Source organism: Fulvivirga ulvae (assembly GCF_021389975.1).
Lineage (GTDB): Bacteria > Bacteroidota > Bacteroidia > Cytophagales > Cyclobacteriaceae > Fulvivirga > Fulvivirga ulvae.
In genome coordinates, this window is sequence record NZ_CP089981.1 from 3,532,249 (window position 1) to 3,556,695 (window position 24,447).

A 24,447-nucleotide genomic window follows, 5' to 3' on the forward strand; every position below is an offset into this window, starting at 1 on the left:
AGGCTTTTTTTGTTCGACACAGTTTGAGAGTGACGAAGGTTTCTCAAATTGGCTTCAGATCAATTTCTTCGCCTGTTTCCCTGACTTCATCGTGTAAATTTCCGCATCTTCTTTTATGATTTCACTTTTGTGTCATTAATACAAAGGTAGTATCACACCAGGCAATAATTAGTAAATGAAGGCTCTATGTGACTGCTGAAAACACATAATTAAGGAACATGAAACATATAATTCTTGCCAATTTTATTTTCCTGTTAAGCGGAAATATTATACTCGCCCAACAAAAACACACCATCAGCGGAACCATCAAAGACGTAGCAACAGGTGAAACAATGATAGGAGTTTCCATATACGTGCAGGAGTTGAAAGCAGGTGCCTCCTGCAATGCTTATGGCTTTTATTCTCTTACATTGCCTGAAGGAGAATACCATATAGTGTATAGTTTTATCGGATATGAATCCGATACGGCTTTTGTAATACTCAACAAGAACATTAAAATTGACCGTGACCTCTCAGAGATCACAACCGAGCTCTCTGAAGTGGTAATAACCGCTGAAAAGAAAGATGACAATATAAGAAATACGGACATTGGTGTAGATAAGATAGATGTTAAGGAAGTAGAGAAAATACCGGTTGTGTTTGGTGAAAGAGACATATTAAAGACCATTCAATTGATGCCGGGCGTCAAATCGGCAGGAGAAGGGAATAGTGGTTTTTTTGTGAGAGGAGGCTCTGCCGACCAGAATTTGATTTTGTTGGATGAGGCTCCGGTTTACAATGCATCACATTTGCTCGGTTTTTTCAGTACATTCAATAGTGATGCTTTAAAAGATGTTACCATTATAAAAGGTAACAGCCCTGCACAATACGGCGGTCGTCTTTCCTCGGTATTGGATGTGAAAATGAAGGAAGGCAATAACCAAAAGTATAGTGTGGCCGGAGGGTTAGGTCTAATCAGCAGCCGCCTTAGTATAGAAGGCCCTATACAAAAAGGTAAATCTTCGTTTATCGTATCCGGAAGAAGAACCTATGCTGATCTGTTTCTTCAGGCCAGTGAAGATTTTGAAGACAATTCACTATACTTCTACGACCTGAATGCAAAGGCAAACATATGGGTCAATGATAAAAACAGGATCTTTGTATCCGGCTACTTCGGCAAGGATGTTCTTGGGTTTGGAGATAACTTCGGCATCGACTGGGGAAATACAACAGGTACCATACGCTGGAACAGTTTGATCTCTCCAAAATTGTTTTCCAATACATCCATAATCTACAGTGATTACGATTCCAATATTGAACTGAACAGTGATGGCTCTGACTTTAATATAAATTCCAATATTGAGGACTGGAACCTTAAACAGGAGTTTCAATATTTCCTGAATTCAAAAAACAACCTACAGTTTGGTTTCAATAGTATTTATCACACCATTACACCGACCCGTTTTGAAGGGGATAGTTTGGTTCAGGAAGAGCAGCAAAGCCGGTCATCCTTAGAAAATTCTATTTTTATAAGTAATTCCAGCAAATTCAGCAGCCGCTTTACCATGGACTACGGCCTGAGGCTCTCCTTTTACAGTATACTCGGGGGTGATACTTATTACAGATATGACCAGGGCGTTTTAACAGACAGCGTAGTTTTAGCTTCGGACGAGATCGGAAAAACATATTATAACTTTGAACCTCGTTTGCAGTTTAGCTATCTGTTAAATAAGGTCAGCAGCATCAAAGTCGGCTATGCACGGAATACACAGCACTTACACTTATTGAGCAATAGCACCAGCACAAGCCCTACGGATCAGTGGATTGGCAACTCATACAACATAAAACCTGAAATAAGTGACCAGATCAGCATAGGTTACTTCCGTAATTTTGATGATAACAAATACCAGATGAGCATGGAAGGCTATTACAAAGACTTGCAAAACCAGGTGGATTACAGAAACGGTGCAGATATCACATCAACGACTGACGTAGAACGAGAACTGCTCTATGGTACAGGAAGGGCCTATGGAGCTGAATTTTTAATTAAAAAAACGGCAGGTACACTCACGGGATGGATTGGCTACACACTCTCACGCACCGAACGTAAAATTGATGGTATCAATGATAATAACTGGTATCCGGCCCGCCAGGACAGAACACATGATCTGTCTGTAGTTACCATGTATGAACTTTCTAAGCGTTGGACGTTATCGGCACTTTTTGTATACAATACAGGCAATGCCGTAACCTTTCCCAGCGGCAAATACAATGTAGAGGGTAATACAGTGTTCTACTATACAGAACGCAACGGGTACCGAATGCCGGCTTATCACCGTATGGATTTTGGCGCTACCTATACCAGGCCGCATAAGAACAAGAAATTTGAATCATCATGGAATTTCAGCTTATACAATGTTTATGGAAGGCAGAATGCTTACACTATAACTTTTGAAGATCACCCCGATGACCCTACACGTACAAGGGCATTGCAGACGGCCCTCTTCCGTTGGGTCCCGTCAGTCACCTATAATTTTAAATTTTAACCTCACCGGGGTTCCGTATCACCGCTAAAAAAATAAACACCATGCATATGAAATCAATAGTTGCAATCATAATAGCAGTAGCAATGCTATCATCATGCGAAAAGGAAATCAGCATTGACCTCAATTCATCCGACTCTCAGGTTGTAATTGACGGAAGTATCACTGATACCCCCGGTCCTTATTATGTCAGAATTACAAGATCTGTCAACTTCAATGATGCCAATGACTATCCGCCTATTACAGATGCAATGGTGATCATTTCAGACGACCAGGGGACGACCGATACGCTAACCGAAGCATCAGCGGGAGTATATCAAACCAGTAAAATAGTGGGCACACCTGGTAATACCTACTTTCTAAGCATAGCTGCCCTACAAAAAAATTATTTTGCAACATCAACAATGCCTCTTAAAGTTAACCTGGACTCATTGAAATTTGAGCCTCTGTCTACCCCTGGTGGAGAAGATTTTTATTCTGTATTACCGATTTTCAAAGATCCGGCCACTTCTGGAAATAACTATCGCTTTCTACTCACAATCAATGGTGAAGCGGAGGACTCCTATCTGGTGGATAATGACATAATAGGAAATGGACTGGTAAATAAACGGCCAATTTTTAGCCCGGATGCAGAAATTGAATCAGGCGATACCGTTAAAGTGGAAATGCGATGCATTGATCTGGCCGCCTACACCTATTTCTATACCCTGTCACAAATCACAGATGGAGGCCCTGGTGGAGGAACAACACCTTCCAACCCGCCAAATAACATAACAGGTGACGATGCTCTTGGGGTCTTTTCTGCTTACACCACACAAGCCCTGACGCAAAAAGTGCAGTAACCTCTGATGCGCGTAACTAATCTAATTGATTTGGGGCAGGTATAACCTGTTACATGTACTCAGCCGCATATTTGGCTACAACAAAAGCAGATTTAGCTACTTCCGTCTTTTTACTATTTCTGACCTTTGTTATCAAATAAAGCCAGAAAAATGAAAATCAAAAGAATTCAGTTTAATCGTTACGGGGAGCCCTCACAAATGTATATGGGCGAATATGAATTGCCAAAATTGAAAGGAGATGAAGTAATGGTGCAGGTCAGGGCAGCGGCTATCAATCCGTTGGACTGGAAACAACGACAAGGCTCCATGAAACTGTTTATGGGACGCAAATTTCCTAAAGGCATAGGAAATGATTTTTCAGGCACCGTTCTTTCATTGGGAGAAAATGAGCAAGATCTGCAAATCGGTGATGAAGTGTTTGGAACGATGGATGTGAAGAACCCGGGGGCATTTGCTGAAAGGCTCGTCACTAAGTCTCGCTATCTGACAAAGAAGCCTGCGCATATATCGTTTTCGGAAGCAGCATGCCTTCCCATTCCTTGTACTACCTCCTGGGCCGCACTTTTTGGCAAGGGAGAGATTTCGCGCAATTCACGCGTATTTATCAATGGCTGCACCGGTGCGGTAGGTTCAATGGCGGTGCAACTGGCGGTTGCCAATGGAGCCTATGTGGTAGGTACATGCGGCCAGGCGTCTATGGAAGACGCCAGGCTTAACGGTGTAAGTCAGGTATTCAATTACCACGATGAAGGATATTTAAAGGGTGAGGAACCATTTGACTTAATCTTTGATACAGCCGGAGCTATGAATGTGGGCCGAGGGCTCACGATGCTTAAACCTAAAGGAAGGTTTATCGATATTAATCCAACACCGAAGCGGATGATCCGGGGAATGATATCAAGAAGATACAAACTTGTTTTTGCGACAATGGCAACCCAAAAACTTCCGGAGATTGCTTATTTAGCTGCCCAGGGAAAATTAAGATCGGTAATTGGTTCGGAAACAAGTTTTGCTGAGGCTATTGAAGCAATTACCAGGGTTGAAAAAGGAAGCCGGACCAAAGGCAGGGCTGTCATAACCTTTTAACATAGCAATATAAAACCTAATTTTACTTTATGAAGGCCTCAAGCCCGGTCAGGGTAAAATCGATCGCTGAGTTTCATAGACTGTGGGGGTTGCCGCAGCCAGAGCACCCTTTGATTAGTGTGGTAGATTATTCAAAGATCAATCCCGGAGACGTTCCGGCAAGTATCATGTTTGAATGTTACTCCATAGCGATCAAACGGAACATGAAATTTAAAATGATGTATGGTCAGCAAAAATATGACTTTGACGAAGGTGTAATGTTCTTTACCGCTCCACATCAGGTCATAAGAGTCGATATAGATCAAGATACTCCGGCAGGTCATTCCGGCTGGATTTTGTTTGTTCATCCTGACTTTTTTTGGAATACGCCTTTAGCCAGGTCCATAAAGCAATACGAGTATTTTAACTACACAGCGAATGAAGCACTATTTCTTTCTGAAAAGGAAGAAAGCATGGTTAATAACATCATTCAGAATATCCAACAGGAATACCATTCCAATATTGACAAATTCAGTCAGAATATTATCATTTCTCAAATTGAAACTTTGCTCAATTATTCAGAAAGGTTTTATCAGCGGCAGTTTATCACGAGAAAAATAACAAACCACAAAACTCTGGACCGAATGGAACAAATCCTTGAAGACTATTTTAAAAATGATGATTTAGCCATAAAGGGACTGCCGACTGTTCAATATGTAGCTGAAGCACTAAATATTTCACCCGGTTATTTAAGTGGGTTGCTCAAAGTGCTGACGGGACAAAGCACACAACAGCATATTCAAGACAAGATAATAGAAAAAGCTAAGGAAAAACTATCAACCACCGATCTGTCAGTAAGCGAAATTGCCTATGAACTGGGGTTTGAACACCCACAGTCATTCAGCAAGCTGTTTAAAATAAAAACCAACCTGTCTCCTTTAATGTTCAGGCAGTCATTTAACTAACAACCCAAAATCCGATAAACCGGCTTTACCTCTTAGATGGTTAAGGTGCATCCTAAGCGGTATTTTTGAAGTTAAAAATTCTCTAAAACCGATCATCTTCTTTTTAGATGTCGGCGGTTGTACCGGTTATTTGGAAGCGAAAAAAATCACCCTTATTTAAAATCCCCATACTATTAAGTTTATAAATATGCTACCAGATAGACTAACCTGCCAGGAGGAGTAAGTATAAGAAACGGCCTGGAATTTGGTGAACTTAGCGATGCGCAACTGGTACTGGCCAAGGCGGTGATAGTGGCCGCTTCTGGTTCTGCGGATAATTAGGGATATGATAAGTTTTTGGCCGTTAATGTTGCTGACGATGGAGATACTCATCTTTATGCTATGGATCTGTCAGGTCATGGACTTGAGTAAAATGCAAGTTTATTTAAAGGTTTGAGGATACTACATAACAAAAGCCCGGATTTAAGTAGTCCGGGCTTTTATACTTTTCATGAATAGTAATCCCTAATTAATAGCAATATGACTATCAATAGTTTCTATTTCAGACCCAATTACTACTTAAAAGCTGTATTTCAGACGCACGTCCCAGTGCCTTCCTGCCCTCAACAGGTCATCTTTCTTAACATTATATAAAGGGTTGTAATTTTTGGCATCCAGCAAATTGTATCCGGTCATTTGTAGCGACAGGCCCTTTATAAAATCAAAATTCCCCAATATAACGGACGCACTCCAGAGTGTACGTGCCGGAATAGGATCTCTTGTGTCGCCAACAGAGATCCTTCCGGTAGGCACTAATGCATTATTCAACTCATAGGCAAGTTCCTGAGACCTTTTCCGTTCACCCAGATAGTTCAATGATGTATTGAGGTTAATATTTCTGGTAATCGGGTAGTTTCCTGTCAGGTTGAGTATAACGCCGGGCGCTTTGCCGGGGTTAAAATCCTTCTGCGTAGAAACAGTATATAGTGAATCTCCCTCCTGTGTATACTGGGGTGAAAATTCATTGTGAGAAACATCAAGCACATTCTGGAATGTACAACTTCCCATGACATAGGCCCCCTGGCCGAACGCATAGCGCAACTCCGCTTCTACACCGCTGGTCTGGATTTTTCCGATGTTAGTATAAAGATTTGTAGAGGTGACAGGTTGAATATTGTCGGTCTCCTTGGTTTTAAACAAGGTAACATTGACATCCAAAGAAGTATTTATCCGATAGCCAGCTACCCCTTCGATAGTGGTCACATTTTCAGGCTTCAATTCCGTATCCCCGTTTATGTATATATCATTCTGAGAATGCAATTCTATAAAGGATGGAGCCCTGAAAGCCCGTCCATATAACCCTTTGAAATAGAAATGATTATCTGGGGCTATTAATAACGCTAATCTGGGGTTGAGTGATCCGCCTACACTACTGTAGTGATCATAGCGCACACCAGCCACCAGTTTGAAGTGATCCATACCATATGTTTGGAAAATATTCTTCAGGTTGATATCAGCCTGGCCAAAGCCGGCATACACATGTCTTTCGTTTTCGGTGATCCAGGCGTAATCATCGTTGATGTCGCGCATGCCTCCCAATGACTCCAACCAATCCGATGTATAGCCATCGAAGGTCATTGTTTTTCCAAACATATAGTTCACATTAGCCCTTGTATAGATATCCGTAAGATTGTAATGCTCATACATAATCCCGGCCAGAAAGTTCACATAGCTTCGGAAATTGTAGGCGTAGTTGACCTCAGCGCCCAATACTCTCCCCGAAGCGCCGCGATCACGCCGCGGTGCAATACCTCCCCGTGAAAGTGGATGTTCATCAGGTCCCGGATAAATAACTAAATCAAGGTAGTAATCATGCCACCTGGAAGCCTCTAAAGGCTGTAACTCTGTATCATACCCATATTCGTAGTGATCGGCATAAGCCTTCACCAGCAATTCGCCCATGTCGTTTTGGATACTTCCCCTGTACCCTGCTTCCATGTATTGAGCCACACTGTGAACATCACTTTCTCTAACCAGTGACCCTGCAGGACCAACAGGCACCTCATCATCAGAATTCATGTAGTTGGTTAGGAGGTAAAAGTTTTTGTAGTCCACATTCAGGTTCACCTGCGAAGTCGATCGGCCGTACTTAAGAGGGCCGGGAGCAATGGAAGGTGATTCTTCATAACCAAGACTTCTTGCAAGTGTCTCGCTGATTTCAGTTTCCAGGTCTGAAAATAATAATGGGTCAGGGCCATCAGTGGTCAGGTAGTTGGCCAAAACCGTAACATTAAAATCTTTACCAAAATTGTGTGTAACCTGCGCATTGAGGTTGTATCTGTTAAAGCTGCCTGCTGATACCGACACACCGGCATTTTTTTTCGGTTGGTTAGTTCGGATATTGATCACTCCAAGGAATGCCCCTGCACCAAACAAGGTAGACCCAGGCCCGCGTATGATCTCTATCTGTTTGATATTTTCTACTGGATAGTTGCCTATAAATACCGTAGCGTCACCGTAAATCACTGATCTGACAGGATGGTCATCTATCATGAAAAGTATCTTGTCATTAGTGCCCTCTGTACTATAAAGCCCCCTTACACCTAAGTTAGTACTGGGATCAAAGCCCGTTCTTACCACATCAAATCCAGGAACATTACGCAGAATTTCTTCCATATTTTTAGCACCGCTGTTAGCGATTTGCTCCGCAGAGATCACGGTAACGGCCGATGGAACCTCCGGCAGACTTTCAAGATTGACTTTGGATACATTGACTACCTGTATGTCCATAAGTTCTTCAAGCGACATATTTAGCAGTTCTTCACGATCCGACTGCTGCGCCCATGCCTGTCCGGTTGTCAGGAGACAAGCAAGTGCAAATAAAAAGTATATGTTTTTCATTTTTTAAAATTTCTTTTTCTGTTCTGATTACATTGAATTTGGGTGTTATTCGCTCTCATATAACCTTTGCCAGTGCAAGAAGACTTGAACTTATTTTAAGGTTTTTCGCAGAGGCAACTGATTGGTTAAGTAAAAACCGGAGCTTACCATCCTGTACATAAAAGCTGATGCCGGCCCCTTCCCAGACAAACTGCTCCTCTTCGGTCACCAGCAATACACTTTTGTTTGCTATGGCATTTTTTATCTTCTGAAATAGCTTCCCCTGGCTTGATGGCAAAAAAATGATCTGGCAGTTAGCAGCATCACTTACATCGGAAATTATCTTTATTGTTCCTTTTCCCCGCTGCTCAACATTCGCCTGCAACTCTTTAAGCACGGGAGAGTCCCCCACTACACCAATAGTCAGGTGATCTCCCTTGTCTGGCCAGGCGATATAATCGATAAACTTGCCAATGAAAACGGCATGATACCTGCTAAGGTCTTGTGCCTTGGCTGAAGAAAAGAACCAGCTTGAGAAAAGCAATAGTCCACAAATTATTAAACGATGTTTCATATATTAATCAAATTTAGAATTGGATGAAATTTTGTAAATCCTTGCTGAATACCCGTGAAAGCAATTGAATGTTAGTCTAAAGACATGGCCTTGATGAGAAACTCATCATAAAATATGAGCACAAGTTTAATTCCCTTTTTACAGTTTGGAGGCAAGGAACGCACTATGCACATATCCTGACATCGAGATGAATCTCCCCATCTTAGTTTAAGAAAAAGCATAACTCCGCATATGGCCGCACTTAAGAAGAAAGGGAAAATGTGATTAAAATGTAGGTTAGATCTATCTGCATTTTTGGGTTAATTCAAATTTTACTTAGTAAGTTTTGTACACTTCTGAATCTTAGGGGCTTTCATGTAAATTCAATAGATGTGCAAGGATAAGTATATTAACCTCCTGTTTGCAGCAACACCGGGGAGACAAAAAGGTAGACAATTTAGTCGGGATGCCATTCTATCTTATTTTAGACAAAACGTAAATGACGATTCCTGGGAGAGAACCCCAATAAGCCAAGGACGCTATACGGTGTAACTTTTCGAAATGAGGATTTGCTTTAACGGCCCATCCAAAGCAAGTGCCGTTAAACCTTACTGTTCTGTTGAGGGTGGCCTGTTGCCATATATATCACCGGCTATTGAGGAATTGTTAATGGATCACATGAAGTATGGATAGCTGACATATCAGCGGTCTGGAAAATTTTATCACCAGTTATATTTATGTTTTCTTTAGTTAGTGTCATAAACTGATTCAACAGGAAGAGTTCAATCTGTTTGAGTCCTTTTCCTGGTTTTTATAGATACCTGGCTTTATATCTATGGTTCTTTTAGCGATTTTTCTTAATCTTCCTGTACTCATTGGGGGCACACCCTTCCGATGCTTTAAATACCTTGTTAAAATGAGAAACATTACCATAGCCAACACTAAAGGCCACCTCCATAATTTGCCTGTCGGTTTGTTTAAGCAAGCGTTTTGCTTCATTGAGGCGGACCTGGTTAAGGTATTTTTTAAAAGTAGTTCCGCAGGCTTTCTTGAAAACGGAGGAGATTTTTGATTCTGTCAAACCTAATTCTTTTTGCAGTATGGTCAGAGATAAATCAGTATGGTTATAATTCTCAGAAACATAGTTGATAATACTTCTTGTCTCTTCATCTTCAATGTTACAAAGGTTCAAGGTCTTGTGTGGAAAAATAACCGGTTGGGCCTGCTTAAATTTGACAATAAGAAAGACTAATGAATAAAAAGCAGAAAGCATTAAAACAATAGCTGTAGCACCTTTATAACAATCTTTACCTACCAGAATATTTTTAACGATGACACTTTCCTTTTGATTGACAGGGAGTAACTGACAGTTTTGAATAGCAAGGTCTGTAACACGTTTGTAGTCCGGAGAGGCTATGTCATTTTTTGTGACCTTAGTGTAAATAAACCACCAGTTGGGAGTCCTGAAATCTGCCAGCGGGAGCCTGTATACGTTTTGGCCTTTTTCATATTCCAGTTCCTGCCACATAGGCCGCTGGCTAACAGTAGTAGACCCTATGAAAAAATTTGAGAACTCCAGGTTGATGATCACAGGGATACTCTTGGAACTCTCGGCCTGTAGATCAATTTCAATATAGTCGTACTCCGACAGGTCGAAGGTTGGTTTTGACGAGGTGTAGAACTGGACACCTACGTAAGGATGTTTAAAGCCGGTGTCAAGGGTATAGCTAAAGAAAAGCCAGTTTGTATCCAGCAGTTTTAAATCATTTATTTGAGAAGTGCCTTTATATAGCTGGTCGGTATAAGAGGAGATTGTTTCTCCGGGAAAAATGACAAGATCTTTTTTATAAGTGCCAAGGATAAAGCATATACCCAAAATGGCAGGAATAGCCAGAAGGGCTTTGTTGAAATTTCGTTTTAAATAAGTTTGTATTTGAAATATATAAAGTAAAAATGACACGTATTCAGTGATTTAATAGTGAAGAATCGCAAACACGTAGAAGAAGTTTGCCTAAGCATTCTTCTTCCGTTTAAGCTTCAGCCACTATAGAGCAACTAGCAGTAGCCTTTACATTTTAATTATTTTATAATATCCATCCTCCGTTTTTAGAAAGTAAGTACCCGGCAGGTAGTGGGTAAGCTCCAACACCTGGCTTTCGCCTTCTGCTAATTTTTTCCCCAGATGGTTGAACAACTGCCAGCGAGCAGGTTCATTTAAAAAGATCAGGCCTCGGGTAGGGTTAGGGTAAACCGGAAGTTGTTTTGCATCAGGTTCTTCTATGGACGTGGTAATACATTCGTCCAGGCTGGTTACCGGTGTTATACCTGTATTCCCTCCGGCACATTTTCCACATACATCAATATAAGCGCTTCCACCGATATCACCGTTGCAGTCAGTCACCTCAGGGGAGCTCTCCGTACATGAAGAGCAACCGGAGGGGGAGGGCAGTGTTGCCCCGGCGCACGATTGGATTGGTGTAATAATGTCTTCCGGTGCGGCTATGGTCAGGGTATAGGGAGGTTCGAAAGCTGTTCCGTTCTCAATATTTGAAGCCCCGGAGTTGTTTTGTGCATATACTGCCTTATAATCCCCTTCAAACAGGTCAATGGGATTTTTCTGGTTGTCGAAGTAGTTACCCTCTGCCAAAATATCAGCTTTGTATCCCGCCCGGATGCAGTGATTGGATACAGCGCTTGAAAACAGGCTGTTGGCTATATGTACTTTACCATACCTCACGCGGGGCATTCTCTCTTTACTGCCTTCTCCCCACCAGCAATATTGAAATGTGATCCTTAATTTGCCCTCGTCTTCAGTAGCTCCGTCAGACGAACCAATAAGGTTGGAATACCTGTGATCATCTGTACCGTCCGGGCCATCAGGAATAGGATCTTTCTCATAACTGAAAGTACACCAGGTAACCGATATGAAATCTGCCTGGTTCTTAATATCAAAGTTGCCATCCATACCATCGTGAAACTCACAATGATCCACCCAGATGTTTGTGCTGTTATCTATGGTAAGGTTGTCGTTGCCATTGTTATCATACGCTCCCGGGCCTTCAAAATATATATTCCTTATTATAAGGTTGTCTACACTTTTAATATAAAAAATGCCGGAACCGGAAGAGGACAGATCGGTTGAAATGAGTTTTGAGCCGGGAAGGCCCATGATGCTTTTATTGGAAAGGTCCTGAATTGTGATTCTGCCGCCGGCCGGAAAAGTAATAGTACCCTGAATATGCACTACCGGTACTGAGGCTGAGGTAACAGCACTTTTAAGATCATGATAACTGTCAACTACAACGGGTGTAGCATCTGCCCCCCCGGTAGTTCCCCCGTTTTGGGTAGCCCAGCCCGTGGGGTCACACAGGTCCTGACCGGTGACATGAGCCATAGACAAAGATACGATCCCAAAAAGCAGGTAAAAGGTTCTTTTCATTAATAATAATTGTTAATACATTAAACAATATCAAAGTGCGAGCCAGCCAAGACGTCGAAAAGCCTGATCCATGTGCCATATCATAAAGCACGAATCCTGCATGGTATAATTTTAAGGGGAATAGTTTACCTGCAATTTTTGATATCAGGAACCGGTATTTTTATCACTTATGGGGTAGGTGATGTAATTCCGGCATTATTTCTCATGAATTAAAAAGGTTGTACAAACACATCCATTCAATTCGTTTTCGGGTTTTGAGAAATTTCGTAAAGCTACTTCAGATTATACTGACTTTCAATAATTTAAAGCCATTTTTTTTGAATTTTGATGAGCCATGTTTCTGTAATATATTGCCAGGTGTTCATGGGCTATTATAGCTTTGTAGCAGTGCCAGAATACTCTCTTCATGTGCCTGACAGGGCTTCTTTTAAGCATTATATACTGTCTGTTGCCGGGTTAAGTCATGCAGATAAAAAGTGCGAAGCCATACCCGGTGACTGTCCCGGATAGCCACCTTTTGGGCAGTCGATTATATTTGTACATCTCTCTCTGCTACGGAGCAGTTAAGCTTTAGCCAATTTTTGGAAGCTTAAGTGGAGTAGTATTAGTTCAGCAGCTGTTATTACTAATAATTTTGATCCAACAGAACCAAACCAAAACCCTTATTTAATGGTCTTTGGTAGGTTTATGGGCTGTTTTTAGTAATCGTCCACCTTTTTGTCTACCGGTCTTTTTATTAATCAACTTAAAATACATTTAACATTGGCCTCTGGTTAAGGATGTTTAAAGTATTTCATATTTAAGCTGATTTGCCTTTTCAAGCTAGTTACATATAAAATTCATAAAACTAATGACAGATAAAGCTTCGGTTTCAACCTATCTGAAAAATGACTACTTCGTTATTCAGTATGATCATACCAATGATGTTTTAATCCCGGGTTGGGGCCTGGCGCCTACTCCGGATGAGTTTAAAAATTCTATGAGGGAGGTGATCTCAGCATTAAAACATTTCAGGGCTACTAAGGTAGTGTGGGATACTACGCTGCTTGGCGCCCTTTTATATGAAGTTCAGGAGTGGATAGCCACCGATTGGTTAAGAGAGGCTATTGAGTCAGGCTATACCTATGCAGCATTTGTGGTGCCGGAAGAGGTATTTACCAAAATGTCGGTTGAAGAGACGGTTGAAATGGGCACCGCAAATACTGCAGGGATAAGAAAAACCAAATATTTTGACAATATGAAAAATGCTATGGAGTGGGTGTGTGGGCAGCAGGAGACTTAAAATTGATCAGTAAAGTACAGTAACTAAACAAATTGAAAATGAAAGACAGTACAATTACCCGGCTTTATACCACAGATAAAGTATACCTTGATTTTGATCCTGCCGTTCCCTGCGTTATTGCCGGGAAGTTTGGATTTGTACCTTCAGATGAGTTCAGGGCGGCAATGTTACATAGCCTTCAGTTATATAAGGAAAAAACAAGGGAATACCCGGCATTGGGGTGGGTTGCCAATTTAAATCAGGCAAATGTTTATGACCCCCAAGATACCAAATGGATGATAGAGCACTGGAACCCTGCGGCCATCAATGCCGGCTTAAGGTACATAGCTTTTGTTGAGCCCGAAAGTGATTTTGTAAAGATCAGTATTGAGAGATACACAAAACAATCCGTACTCCGTGAAGGACTGGTCATTAATAAGTTTTTTGACACTGAACTGGCTAAAACCTGGCTTAGGTCGCAACTATTTGATATACAATAAATTATTAGTTCGCATCATATTATGGAAGTAAACAAATAACAAGAGTACACACTGCCGATCATGGCTTTATTGATTATGACACTTCAGTTCCGTGCTTCATTCATACCATAACAGAATTTCTCACAAGTGATGAGATAAGGGAACACTTAAATACAGGGCTTGAGCTTGTAAGAGAAAAGAAACTTGAATTGGATAAAATAGCATGGCTAGCCGATACAAGGAAGATGAGCGCTCTTTTTGACGAAGATATAACATGGATAGCCGAGGATTGGAATGTAAGGATGTTTCAAGCTGGTATAATGCATATCGCACTCATAGTACCTGAAGATGCGTTTGGTGGTGTATCTCAGGAAATCTATATGGAGGGTTCACAAGAGTTGAACCAGCAAGGGTTACAGGTTAGGCAATTTACTGATATGGAATCAGCCAAAGCCTGGCTCAGGGAGGCTTTGCAATAATTATTATCGGAACCACTGATTTAATACCAAATGGAAAAAGAATTTTGCTCGCATCTGCGATCAGCTATGAGCGTTCGGTGCCTTGTATAATAATCAGGCAGAAGGGAATTTTTCAGGATAAAGAATTTTGGAGGTGGCTGGATATGGGACTGGAACAGTTTGTGAAAAAAATGCCTGAGGACAAAAAAAACGGGTGGCTTGTAAACTTGAAAGAAGCGGACGCGACCAGTGAAGAAAGTATGAAATGGATCGCTGAAAGCCCCAAGCTTTTCAAATAAGTATGGCTAATATAGCCATTGTGCTACCTGAAGATAAGGATACAACTTCTTCCATGCACAGGAATACTTCAAAAAAGTATAGCAGTGAATTGATCTTAGGTAAGAAAACAGTTGTAAACTACTTCCAAGATGAGGAATCAGCCAAAGACTGACTCAAGGAGGTTTTGAGGCAGGAATAGGATAGCGTTCGTCTGTAGGAAGCTGAAAACATTGGATCTACACCTAAATTAACAATACAGTAATACAATTAATATGGAAGTTTATTTTAATTCAGATTTTGCCACAGTTGGCTATTATGGAGAGCATAATGCCATTTTACTAACATGGAATGTCCCTCCCTTATCAGTAGAAGTCAGAGAAGGATTAAATACCGTTGCACAAGCTATGGAGCATTTTAAAACTGGCAAATTAGTTGCCATACCAGGAAACTTGGAACTATCCATCCGGAGGATCAAAATTGGTCGGTAGCTGAATGGATGCCCGAAGCCATAGAGGCAGGTTATTCTCAAATAGCTATTATCTTGTCGTCAGATGTCTCATTAGATGCTGAGTTGAGCCAAATCTCTGTTGAGGATACTATAGACGATGCCGGGAGTGCAATCCGGACAGCTTACTTTCACAATTTAGAAGCTGGATTTGAATGGCTAATCACTGACAATTAAATTTTACATACTCAAGAACAATAATAAAATGGAAATAACGACACTTCACACAATTGCAAAATCTACCCTTGATTATGATCCATCTGTACCATGTATCATAGCCCGTCAATGGGGTTTTTTGGACAGTAGTGAATTTCGGGAATGGCTGAACAAAGGTCTGGAACTGATGATAGAAAAAGAGAAAGTTCATGGAAAAATGGCATGGTTTGCAGATCTGAGGCAGGGAGATGCTCAGGCTGATGCCGATCTTCAATGGGTTGCTACTGACTGGACTACGCGTGCACTTGCAGCGAGTATCAGGCATGTTGCATTCATATTGCCTGAGGATGACTATGCACTTGCCCAAATGAACGCTGAAACATACGCAGAACTCTCGGAATCAAAGGCTAAGGAAGAGCATATGATTACTCGCATGTTCAAAGATGAAGCATCAGCGAAAACCTGGCTCAGAGATGCGTTATTCCGGCCCTGACAGTCTTTTCTGACAGTCAAAATCTGTCCTTACGATGATTCAGATATGAGACTGACTATAAAAAGAAAGAAGACATATAAATAAGAGAAAACAAATAAACAACATTAACGATAACCTCATGAATATTGAATCGGAAACAAACAATATCAGACTAGATGCTATTGACACGGGATCATTGGGTTTTGACTCTTCTGTACCCTGTATTACAATTTCATGGACTGGGTTTACGCCATCGGAAGAGTTTCGGGCCTTTACGCGGGCTCGGTTTTGTCAGGGAAAAAATAAACGAACTTGACAAAATAGGCTGGATAGCCGACTTAAGTCAGGCCGATGTTTTTTCACCCAAAGATGTATCCTGGGTAGCAGAAAACTGGAATCCCCGGGCAAGCAAAGCAGGAGTCAGCTACATAGGGTTTGTAGTTTCAGAAAATGCCCTGGCCGAGATGACTGCGGATGATTATACTGAGCAAACACAAGAGGCAGGGGAACTAACCGTGAACCATTTTAAAGATATGGATGCCGCGAAAACCTGGCTCAGAGAGGTATTACTTCGGGCCTGACAGATGCTGCAGGAGCCTTAGACTTACTACTTGAAACTTACGACTAACAATTACCGGTGTTAATAAGAAAAGAAATACAATTAAAACAAAATGATAATCCATTCCTTACCCTTTACAATCTGGACAACAGGTACCTGTACCAGCAGTGGATAGGACGGCCAACAGATGAAAACTATATCAAAGCTATAGATGCTATATCAGCGTGTTTACACAAATATTCCATTAAAGGTACCATAGTGGATCTCAGACTGGCTATTAGGTCCGGGGCACCCATGCAGACCTATGCCGCCAGAATGGTTAACAATTACATAAACGGGGACTTTACTAAGAACTACCCTAATGAACTCTTTCGGGAAATATTGATCCTGCCCCTTGATCTTTTAATGAGGATAGCGATCGACCGGTACCGGGAACAGATTGAGGCTCCTGTAAAAATGGTTATGGCAAACACTTTGTCGGATGCCTGTCAATGGCTGAAGCTGCCAATAATGAAAGAAATTTATGAAATGTGAAATTATTAGCGCCAAAAATGAAAAGCCATGCCGGTAAATAATGGAAAAGATAAGATTACATGAGCTTGGAACATCTACAATTGATTTTGACCCTTCAGTTCCCTGCCTGATTCATAGTATGTCACAATTTGTGATGAGTACAGAGTTTAGAGTGCAGATGAACATAGGTCTGAACCTTCTCATAGACAAGAAAAATGAATTGGGGAAAATATCATGGTAGGCGAATACGCAGAAAATGGATGTTTTGTTTGAAGAAGATATGGAGTGGATAGCAACTGACTGGAATCCTAAAGTAATGGCGGCAGGGGTAAGATATATTGCACTGGTAACACCGGAAAATGATTCTGGGGCGATCAGTCAGGAAACATACATTGAGAATTCAGAGAACTCCTGTGAAGAAGGCTTGACAATCCGACAATTTGAAGATATTGGATCTGCTAAAGAATGGCTTAGGGAGGTTCTGAACAATGAGTGAAATACTTAAGTAATAGCGGAGGGTTAAGACAGCCCTTGACGAAAACAGAAGAATAACTAAGCTGTCGTCTTAGTTGAACAATTAAGAAAGAATATATAACAAATTTAATTAATTGATATGCAGACAGAAGTACTTTATACACTTGGTAAGTCAACCCTGGACTATGATCCCGTTATACCTTGCTTGACATTTAAACATAAGGGATTTATGATCAGCTCAGAGTTCAGGACGTTTCTGAACAAAGCGTTGGAACTGATAAAAGAGAAAAAGCAGGAGCACGAAATATTTGGATGGGTGTCTAATCTCGCAGAATCAGATGCCTTTCTGGAAGAAGATATGCTATGGGTGGCCAACGATTTTAATCCCCGTGCATATCAGGCAGGACTCAGGTATGTGGCATTTGTATTGACCGAAGATGAATATGCTTTGGCCAATGTTTCTGCAGAAACTTACACGGAATATTCTCAGGAGGAAATGGGAGAGCAAATAGTTAACCGTAATTTCAAAGACGAAGAATCTGCCAAAACCTGGCTCGGAGAGGTTTTAAGTAACTAATATTGTTGAGGCCGTTCTTTTGAAACGGTCTCAATTTTTTTTACTTCCATTTCAAGCCTCACCAATTTCAATACTTTAATGTAAGCTGATGAATGTCATAGGCTATGCTGAGGCCGGTCATTCACCAATTCTGAAGATGTAACCATATTTGTATCATAAACTTAGCGGTAATATTAAGTGAAGTGTAAGCCTTCTCAATACTCAATACTACCCTCTCAATACTAAAAAATGGTTAACGTGACCAAAGTCTCCGGAGAGAAAGCCCCGTTTGTGCCGGCTAAGTTGCTGGCATCATTAAAGCGCGCAGGGGCAAATGAGAGCCTGGCAAAAGATATTTTAGAGGAAGTGCAATCAGGTTTGTATGAAGGAATAGCCACGAAGGCTATTTACAAAGAAGCCTTTGCACGACTGCGTAAACACTCGCGACCCCTGGCTGCAAAATATAAGCTCAAAAAAGCCCTGATGGAACTGGGCCCCACTGGTTATCCTTTTGAGCGATTTGTAGGTGAAATACTCAGAGATCAGGGATTTAAGGTTGAGGTGGGAGTAATAGTGCAGGGACACTGCGTACAACATGAACTGGATGTAGTAGCAGAGAAAGCCTCAGAACATTATATAGTAGAGTGTAAGTTTCATAGCGATCAGGCCAGGCACTGTGATGTGAAGGTTCCGCTATATATTCATTCGCGCTTCAGAGACGTGGAAAAGCAATGGAGGAAACATGAAGCACATAGCACTAAATTTCATAAAGGCTGGATTTTTACCAATACCCGGTTTACCAATGATGCCACTAAATATGGTAGTTGCTCAGGATTGATGCTGGTAGGGTGGGATTACCCCAAAAAGGAAGGCCTGAAGGACCTCATTGACAGATCAGGACTACACCCGGTAACCTGCCTCACAACACTTACAAAACAGGAAAAGCAAATAATCTTGTCGGCAAACCATGTATTGTGCAGGGATATATGCGATTCACCTCAACTGCTAAATATGGCAAGAGTGCATACGAGTCGTCAGAAGAATGTCATAAAGGAGGCCCTGGCACTTTGTAATTACTCCATAAAATACCATGAAAAGTGAAGGTTCAGGCCCAATCTTTTGTTCTTATGACATAAGTCATTTATTTCATTTTGAAAAAAAACTAACTTGACAGAACGTAAAAACACCGAACCCATGGAACATATTAGTTACGATACTTTATCAGAGGCCGTCACCGGCTTGCGTGAAGCAGGATATGTTAATGATTTTAACCTTGATTCTCATTGCTTGCATTGTGCACCATCACAATTGGAATTGCATCCTGAAGATTTTCAGGTAGACTCATACTACCGCTTTGAGGGAATGAGTAATCCTGACGATAGCAGCATAATTTACGCCATTAGCGGAAAAGACGGCCTGAAAGGCATATTAGTAGATGCTTATGGTGCATACAGCGAAGGGCTGAGCAGTGATATGATTAATAAATTGAAGGTAAGTGTTTAATGTAAAAGCGAATAATTGATGTTTCTTTTGTTTTGATTATTTCGATTATTTCGAATAAATTTATGTTATGTTTTTAAACAGTAGAAATAATGGATGCATTAATTAAACGAACAAGTCAGGAGGATCAGAAAATTGCTCGGCGATCTTTGGAGGGGGTAAGGTCTGCATCCCACAGTATTAAAGGATCAAAAGCTAAAGGGGTTAAAATTAAAATTCAGGAAACAGGTGAGAATATCATTATCCCCAAAAAAGCACTAGCTCTGCTCTCTGCTATTCTTCAAAATATGGCCGAGGGCAAATCAATATCTATAATCCCCTCTGATTCGGAAATAAGTACACAACAGGCGGCGGATATGCTTAATATTTCCAGGCCTCATCTGGTTAAATTACTGGAGGCTGGAGCTATTCCATTCAAAAAAGTGGGGAGTCATAGAAGAATATTGTTGAAGGATATTCTAAATTATGAGGAAGGTTTAAAAACAGAACGTGAAAAACAACTTGATTTTCTAGCCAAACAGGCGCAAGATTTAAATCTTGGCTACGAATGATCCATTCCCCAAGGTTTGCAGTTGTTTTGGATGCGTGTGTTTTATACCCGGCTCCTGTTAGAGACATTTTTCTTTCTATGGCAGCAGAAGGGCTGTTTAAGCCGAAGTGGACAAAGGAGATTCAGGATGAGTGGGTGAGAAATTTATTAAAAAGGCGGGATGATTTGAAAGAAGAAGTACTGTTTAAAACCGTAAGAGCAATGAACCTTGCTTTTCCGGATGCTGCGGTAGAAAATTATGAAGATTTAATAGAAGGTCTAAGGCTTCCTGATAAAGATGACAGGCATGTGGTTGCGGCAGCTATCAAGTGTAATGCTGATTTGATTGTGACAAATAATCTGAAAGATTTTCCAGGTACAATTGTTGAAAAATATGACATTGAAATTCAAAGCCCCGATGAATTAGTTTCGAATCTGATACAATTGAATAAAAAGCTTTCCTGCGTAGCTTTTAATAAAATGGTGAATCGATTGAAGAAACCTCCTAAAACTAAGAGCGAAGTGGCGCAATCACTTCGGAACTGCGGGTTGTCTAAGTCCTCTGAGATGCTTCTTAGCTTATGTTAACTGCGAGGGATATTAAAAAGGTGCCCTCTAAGGCACCTCAGATTTTACTCACAAACAGTTCCTGTCGGAGGCAGGATTCCGCATGTAGAATCACAACCAGTGCAGCGGTCTGCTCCACCCCTGATTTTATCCAGGGTTACAAAACTCTTAACTTTCAGATCTTTAAGTTTTAACTTCTTTTTCATAATCGTAGCATTTATTGGTTTTAGCAGTTCTAAATTTACACGAGCAGGGTTAGTAAAACAATTGATCTATAACCGTGCGTACCATTTGAAGCGCTTTTTATGTAGTTTCATTTTTTATGATTATTGCAATTTCCTGACAACCTTACCTTTAATTGTTTTGCTGCTCCTGAAACAGGCCATTTGGATACATAATTTACATGAGCGGCATGTAAGTTTTGGCATGTATCACCCCAATTCTACTCATCATTTCTTGTCTAAGCACAAATTTTTAGGGTGTGACCAAACTTAGTCACCAACAGAACTAAACAGCGGCTTTACTCAACTTCCAAAAATTTGCTAAAGCTTAATGCACAGAAGCACCGGCCGAGATGCAATTACTCCACATCCCAGTTTAAAATGTGTCTGCGTGAGGGCCGTGAGTTGGAATAGAAAATGAAACCAGTCAACAAATGTCTGCGCCGATTACTTCCTGGTTTTCGGCTTATAAAAAAAGCCCGCTTCAATTTTTAGAAACAGGCTCTTTTCTTTAACCAATCAGCTACTTATTTAACTGGCAGGTTTGCATAATGTTCTGCATAATATAACATCTGCTCGGTAAAGTCTTTAGGATACTCTACTTTGATGTCTGTAATGTTTCCTGCCTCGTCAGTAACGGGTACAAGTACCGGATTAATGAAGCCTCCATAAGGTGCAGTTTTCAATTTTTCCACCCTTTGAAGCACTTCCTTGTGCAGGTCCTGATCAACCTGTACACCGTAGTTCTCGATCAGGTTCTTGCCGGCCTCATAGTCACCTTCAGATTTTATGCGCTGGATCTCCTTTAGCAGTGCGCCAAAGAGCACCCTTAGCTTATCATAATCATTGATCACGAAGTAGGTTTTTCCGTCTTTGGCCTTTTTCTCGATCACATTTTCCTCTTTGCCCTGTTCGTACACCCACTTGGCGATCATCTGGCGGTTACGCATGTGGGCTTCCTCAATCACTTCACCCTCTTCAAGTCTTCTGAGCTGGAGCAGCAGGCCATTTTTGATGTAGCTGTCATATTCTTCTTTTCCCACTTCCAGGCTCGGGATCAGGCCCAGCTCCACCATTTTAGGATCCATCAGATAGTAAAGCGCTACCAGGTCAGCACGTCCTTCTTCCAGTGCCGAAGCATAGCTTTTTAATGTTTCCTTGGGAGTGCCTACACCTTCATTAAGCTTACCGGAAGCATGGCCGATAACTTCGTGCAGGGCAGTATGAAGTTTATCGCCCAGCTCAGCATATTCTCTGGCACGCTTTATTTCCTCTTCTGAAAACGCAAACTCCTCAAGTATACCTGAACCGGAGGCACCGTCATAGGCAGAAACGATATTGCCAAGGCTTACCGATTTGGAACCGTGCTGAGCCCTGATCCAGTCAGAGTTAGGCAGGTTAACACCTATTGGGGTAGAAGGCGAAGCATCGCCTGACTCACCGGCAACATTTACTACTTTATAAGTAATGCCCACTACATCCTTCTTTTTGTTCTCTTCCAAAATAGGAGCGTTGTCTTCAAACCACTGCGCATTGGCAGAAAGCTTGGCCATTCTTTCGGAAGCTTCAAAATCTTTGATCTCCACTATGGATTCGTAAGAACCTCTGTAGCCTTTAGGGTCATTGTATACCTCGATGAATCCGTTGATGTAGTCGATGTCTCCCTCTGTAGCATTTACCCAGGCAATATTATATTCATCCCAGGTTTTCAGGTCGCCCGTCTGGTAATATTTGATCAATAGCTCGAGAGCTTTCTTTTGTTGCTCATTTTCAGCTACGGTCGTTGCTTTTTCCAGCCAGTAAACGATTTGCTCGATAGCAGGGCCATACAGACCACCTACTTTGTACACTTGCTCTTTAAGCTCGCCATTTTCTTTCACCATCCTTGAGTTAAGACCATACCATACAGGGGCCTTATCATTTTTGTTAACTTTGGCCGCATAGTAAGCATCTACTTCCGCTTCTGTAATATCCGGAGCATAGAAGTTAACAGCAGAGCCTTTCAATAAGCCCTTTTCAGGGTCAAGGTTGACCTTTTTACTATCAATTACAGGGTTGAACAAGACCTCAGTGATGGCACTATCAAGCTCTGTAGAGGTGGCACTCAATAAAGAATTGAAATATTCTCTTGAGAAATCCGGCATGATCTTGTTATTTGAATAGTGGTGGTGGATGCCGTTTGAAAACCATATTCTTTTCACATAAGTCATGAAATTTTTCCAGTCTTCAGTTGCTTTGTCGCCGGAATAATTCTTTACTACGTTTTCAAGCGCATGTCTGATTTTCAGGTTGTACCTGTAGTTTTGATCATACATGATGTCACGACCAGCCAGACCAGCCTGTGTAAGGTAGTAGACAAGTGTCTTTTGTTGGGTGGTCAGTTGATCAAATCCGGGAATCTGATACCGGATGATCTTCAGGTCAGCAAATTGCTCGGCCAGGTACTCAAAAGATTCCGGCTCTTTCTCAGGGGCAACTTCAGTCTGCTTTTGTTCAGATTTATTACAACTGAATAGCACCGCAGAGACCAGAAGTAGCCAGGCGGTTGATTTTAAAAGCTTCATATTAATTTTAGGTTTGTTTTAGTAATGCTTTGCAAATATAGTAATATAGATTTTAGACGCCCGGGTGGTGGGTAAATGCAGTCAGAAGGCCGATATTGTAAATTCAAAATCCATAACTGAAGAAAAAGACATGATGCTTGTAGTCGATCCGGTTTAGGAATTCAGGCGTTTACATGCGCTATTTGAATATATCTTGAGTAGATTAAATGAAATTTCTAAAAGTCAAAACAATATGAACAGATTAAAAGTGGTCCTCGTATTTGTTGTGCCGGCCTTAATTCTTGGTGCGTGCGCGGGGCATTCTATTGAGACGGATGACAATTTTGAAGTTGTAGAACTGCCCGATGGCTCGATAGTGTATTTAAACCATCATAGTGCAGTAAACTATAATAAAGGTTTTGAAGCGAGGATTGTAGAAGTTAGCGGAGAAGCCTTCTTTGAAGTAGCCAAAGCAAATATTCCCTTTGTGGTTAGAACGGTTCATGGAGAGGTTAAGGTGCTTGGGACTGAATTTAACGTAAAAACTGCTACTGACGAGCTGGAAGTAGAAGTGGAGGAAGGGGTGGTGGAGTTGAAAACCTCATCAGAAATTCAAGAAGTGAAGAAAGGTCAACGGGCAGTATGGAAGAAAGGCAGGAAAGCCATTGAAAAAAGAAAGGGGGAACTGAAATTTAAAGTTTGGCTCAATGCTTTGGAAAAAGAGTTCAGGCAACTCGGCAGGGAGATCAAACGGGGAGGAAAAAAAGTACAGAAGGAGTCTGAAAAGGTGGGCAAAGAGATTAATAAAGGTACTAAAAGGCTACAGAAGGAGCTTAAAGATTTATAGTGCCCGGAACGAGAGTAATCCTACTAAGCGGACATCTACTTTTATGCTGGTAAATTTAATTTTAGAATGAGAAGCTTGCAGAACTAAATCGCGGCATTACTAAACTTCCAGAAGTTTGGTAAGCTTTACTGTTCTGTAGCACTGACTAAGGTAATGCTCAAAAAAGAGGCCTCCGCCTTTCTGTGTATCACCAGCCCCGGCAAAGGCCTGTAGACCGACGTTGGCCGGAATGCCCTCCGTGCCGGAAGAGGAGTTTTGATTCTGTTACCGCATCAGGCTGTTA

General features: G+C 41.3%; 28 protein-coding genes. 22 read left to right on the top strand and 6 right to left on the bottom strand.

Annotation, left to right across the window (positions count from 1 at the left end; all coding sequences use genetic code 11):
* The first annotated feature begins 218 nt into the window (after positions 1–218).
* From LVD17_RS14960 to LVD17_RS14975, 4 genes are all read left to right on the top strand, one after another.
* Positions 219–2,525 carry a TonB-dependent receptor gene (locus LVD17_RS14960; protein ID WP_233759813.1) on the top strand — a complete coding sequence of 769 codons (2,307 nt, stop codon included), beginning with the start codon at positions 219–221 and terminating at the stop codon, positions 2,523–2,525.
* Between the two features lie 47 nt (positions 2,526–2,572).
* Positions 2,573–3,364: a DUF4249 domain-containing protein gene (locus tag LVD17_RS14965; protein WP_233759814.1), complete on the top strand. Its 792-nt coding sequence runs from the start codon at positions 2,573–2,575 to the stop codon at positions 3,362–3,364.
* Positions 3,365–3,514: 150 nt separating this feature from the next.
* Positions 3,515–4,450 (top strand): NAD(P)-dependent alcohol dehydrogenase, encoded by a 936-nt coding sequence (locus LVD17_RS14970; protein ID WP_233759815.1) that lies wholly within the window; start codon positions 3,515–3,517, stop codon positions 4,448–4,450.
* Positions 4,451–4,479: 29 nt separating this feature from the next.
* Entirely contained in the window at positions 4,480–5,394 is a 915-nt protein-coding gene (locus LVD17_RS14975) for a helix-turn-helix domain-containing protein (RefSeq protein ID WP_233759816.1), read from the top strand.
* A gap of 558 nt (positions 5,395–5,952) precedes the next feature.
* On the opposite strand, the gene LVD17_RS14980 is transcribed toward LVD17_RS14975, so the two are convergent.
* From LVD17_RS14980 to LVD17_RS14995, 4 genes are all read right to left on the bottom strand, one after another.
* Positions 5,953–8,274 (bottom strand): TonB-dependent receptor plug domain-containing protein, encoded by a 2,322-nt coding sequence (locus LVD17_RS14980; protein WP_233759817.1) that lies wholly within the window; start codon positions 8,272–8,274, stop codon positions 5,953–5,955.
* Between the two features lie 55 nt (positions 8,275–8,329).
* Complete coding sequence (locus LVD17_RS14985) at positions 8,330–8,827, bottom strand: YfiR family protein (RefSeq protein WP_233759818.1); 498 nt, start codon at positions 8,825–8,827, stop codon at positions 8,330–8,332.
* An 823-nt stretch (positions 8,828–9,650) separates the two neighbouring features.
* Positions 9,651–10,766 carry a helix-turn-helix domain-containing protein gene (locus tag LVD17_RS14990; RefSeq protein ID WP_233759820.1) on the bottom strand — a complete coding sequence of 372 codons (1,116 nt, stop codon included), beginning with the start codon at positions 10,764–10,766 and terminating at the stop codon, positions 9,651–9,653.
* Positions 10,767–10,874: 108 nt separating this feature from the next.
* Positions 10,875–12,245: a pectate lyase family protein gene (locus tag LVD17_RS14995; RefSeq protein WP_233759822.1), complete on the bottom strand. Its 1,371-nt coding sequence runs from the start codon at positions 12,243–12,245 to the stop codon at positions 10,875–10,877.
* Between the two features lie 363 nt (positions 12,246–12,608).
* Here LVD17_RS14995 and LVD17_RS15000 point away from each other — a divergent pair, with 363 nt between their 5' ends.
* The 17 genes from LVD17_RS15000 to LVD17_RS15080 all read left to right on the top strand — a co-directional run bounded on the left by LVD17_RS15000 (position 12,609) and on the right by LVD17_RS15080 (position 20,574).
* Positions 12,609–12,755, top strand: a complete 147-nt coding sequence (locus tag LVD17_RS15000) for a hypothetical protein (protein ID WP_233759823.1) — start codon at positions 12,609–12,611, stop codon at positions 12,753–12,755.
* A 340-nt stretch (positions 12,756–13,095) separates the two neighbouring features.
* Complete coding sequence (locus tag LVD17_RS15005; RefSeq protein WP_233759824.1) at positions 13,096–13,527, top strand: hypothetical protein; 432 nt, start codon at positions 13,096–13,098, stop codon at positions 13,525–13,527.
* A 38-nt stretch (positions 13,528–13,565) separates the two neighbouring features.
* Positions 13,566–14,006 carry a hypothetical protein gene (locus LVD17_RS15010; RefSeq protein ID WP_233759825.1) on the top strand — a complete coding sequence of 147 codons (441 nt, stop codon included), beginning with the start codon at positions 13,566–13,568 and terminating at the stop codon, positions 14,004–14,006.
* Between the two features lie 224 nt (positions 14,007–14,230).
* On the top strand, positions 14,231–14,464 hold the full coding sequence (locus LVD17_RS15015; protein WP_370688756.1) for a hypothetical protein: 234 nt from the start codon (positions 14,231–14,233) through the stop codon (positions 14,462–14,464).
* Positions 14,465–14,508: 44 nt separating this feature from the next.
* Positions 14,509–14,742, top strand: coding sequence for a hypothetical protein (locus LVD17_RS15020; RefSeq protein WP_233759826.1), 234 nt, complete (start codon positions 14,509–14,511; stop codon positions 14,740–14,742).
* A 2-nt stretch (positions 14,743–14,744) separates the two neighbouring features.
* On the top strand, positions 14,745–14,894 hold the full coding sequence (locus LVD17_RS15025; protein ID WP_233759827.1) for a hypothetical protein: 150 nt from the start codon (positions 14,745–14,747) through the stop codon (positions 14,892–14,894).
* Between the two features lie 324 nt (positions 14,895–15,218).
* On the top strand, positions 15,219–15,404 hold the full coding sequence (locus LVD17_RS15030) for a hypothetical protein (protein WP_233759829.1): 186 nt from the start codon (positions 15,219–15,221) through the stop codon (positions 15,402–15,404).
* A 28-nt stretch (positions 15,405–15,432) separates the two neighbouring features.
* The gene (locus tag LVD17_RS15035) at positions 15,433–15,876 is read left to right on the top strand and encodes a hypothetical protein (protein ID WP_233759830.1); all 444 of its coding nucleotides are present in this window, start codon (positions 15,433–15,435) and stop codon (positions 15,874–15,876) included.
* Positions 15,877–16,031: 155 nt separating this feature from the next.
* Complete coding sequence (locus LVD17_RS15040; protein WP_233759831.1) at positions 16,032–16,436, top strand: hypothetical protein; 405 nt, start codon at positions 16,032–16,034, stop codon at positions 16,434–16,436.
* Between the two features lie 56 nt (positions 16,437–16,492).
* Positions 16,493–16,948, top strand: a complete 456-nt coding sequence (locus LVD17_RS15045; RefSeq protein WP_233759832.1) for a hypothetical protein — start codon at positions 16,493–16,495, stop codon at positions 16,946–16,948.
* A gap of 40 nt (positions 16,949–16,988) precedes the next feature.
* On the top strand, positions 16,989–17,168 hold the full coding sequence (locus tag LVD17_RS15050; RefSeq protein ID WP_233759833.1) for a hypothetical protein: 180 nt from the start codon (positions 16,989–16,991) through the stop codon (positions 17,166–17,168).
* A 15-nt stretch (positions 17,169–17,183) separates the two neighbouring features.
* Positions 17,184–17,423 (top strand): hypothetical protein, encoded by a 240-nt coding sequence (locus tag LVD17_RS15055; RefSeq protein WP_233759834.1) that lies wholly within the window; start codon positions 17,184–17,186, stop codon positions 17,421–17,423.
* 117 nt (positions 17,424–17,540) lie between these two features.
* Positions 17,541–17,978, top strand: a complete 438-nt coding sequence (locus tag LVD17_RS15060) for a hypothetical protein (RefSeq protein ID WP_233759835.1) — start codon at positions 17,541–17,543, stop codon at positions 17,976–17,978.
* Positions 17,979–18,206: 228 nt separating this feature from the next.
* On the top strand, positions 18,207–19,058 hold the full coding sequence (locus tag LVD17_RS15065) for a restriction endonuclease (protein ID WP_233759836.1): 852 nt from the start codon (positions 18,207–18,209) through the stop codon (positions 19,056–19,058).
* A gap of 93 nt (positions 19,059–19,151) precedes the next feature.
* Positions 19,152–19,460, top strand: coding sequence for a phosphoribosylpyrophosphate synthetase (locus LVD17_RS15070; protein WP_233759837.1), 309 nt, complete (start codon positions 19,152–19,154; stop codon positions 19,458–19,460).
* An 89-nt stretch (positions 19,461–19,549) separates the two neighbouring features.
* The gene (locus LVD17_RS15075) at positions 19,550–20,008 is read left to right on the top strand and encodes an excisionase family DNA-binding protein (protein ID WP_233759838.1); all 459 of its coding nucleotides are present in this window, start codon (positions 19,550–19,552) and stop codon (positions 20,006–20,008) included.
* On the top strand, positions 20,005–20,574 hold the full coding sequence (locus LVD17_RS15080) for a PIN domain-containing protein (protein WP_233759839.1): 570 nt from the start codon (positions 20,005–20,007) through the stop codon (positions 20,572–20,574). Before LVD17_RS15075 ends, LVD17_RS15080 begins: the two co-directional genes overlap by 4 nt.
* Before the next feature lie 44 nt (positions 20,575–20,618).
* Here LVD17_RS15080 and LVD17_RS15085 read toward each other — a convergent pair whose 3' ends face one another.
* Together LVD17_RS15085 and LVD17_RS15090 are read right to left on the bottom strand one after the other, a co-directional pair.
* Complete coding sequence (locus tag LVD17_RS15085; RefSeq protein WP_233759840.1) at positions 20,619–20,759, bottom strand: pinensin family lanthipeptide; 141 nt, start codon at positions 20,757–20,759, stop codon at positions 20,619–20,621.
* A gap of 542 nt (positions 20,760–21,301) precedes the next feature.
* Entirely contained in the window at positions 21,302–23,338 is a 2,037-nt protein-coding gene (locus LVD17_RS15090) for a dipeptidyl-peptidase 3 family protein (protein ID WP_233759841.1), read from the bottom strand.
* A 232-nt stretch (positions 23,339–23,570) separates the two neighbouring features.
* On the opposite strand from LVD17_RS15090, the gene LVD17_RS15095 reads away from it, so the two are divergent.
* Positions 23,571–24,164, top strand: coding sequence for a FecR family protein (locus LVD17_RS15095; protein WP_233759842.1), 594 nt, complete (start codon positions 23,571–23,573; stop codon positions 24,162–24,164).
* Positions 24,165–24,447: the final 283 nt, after the last annotated feature.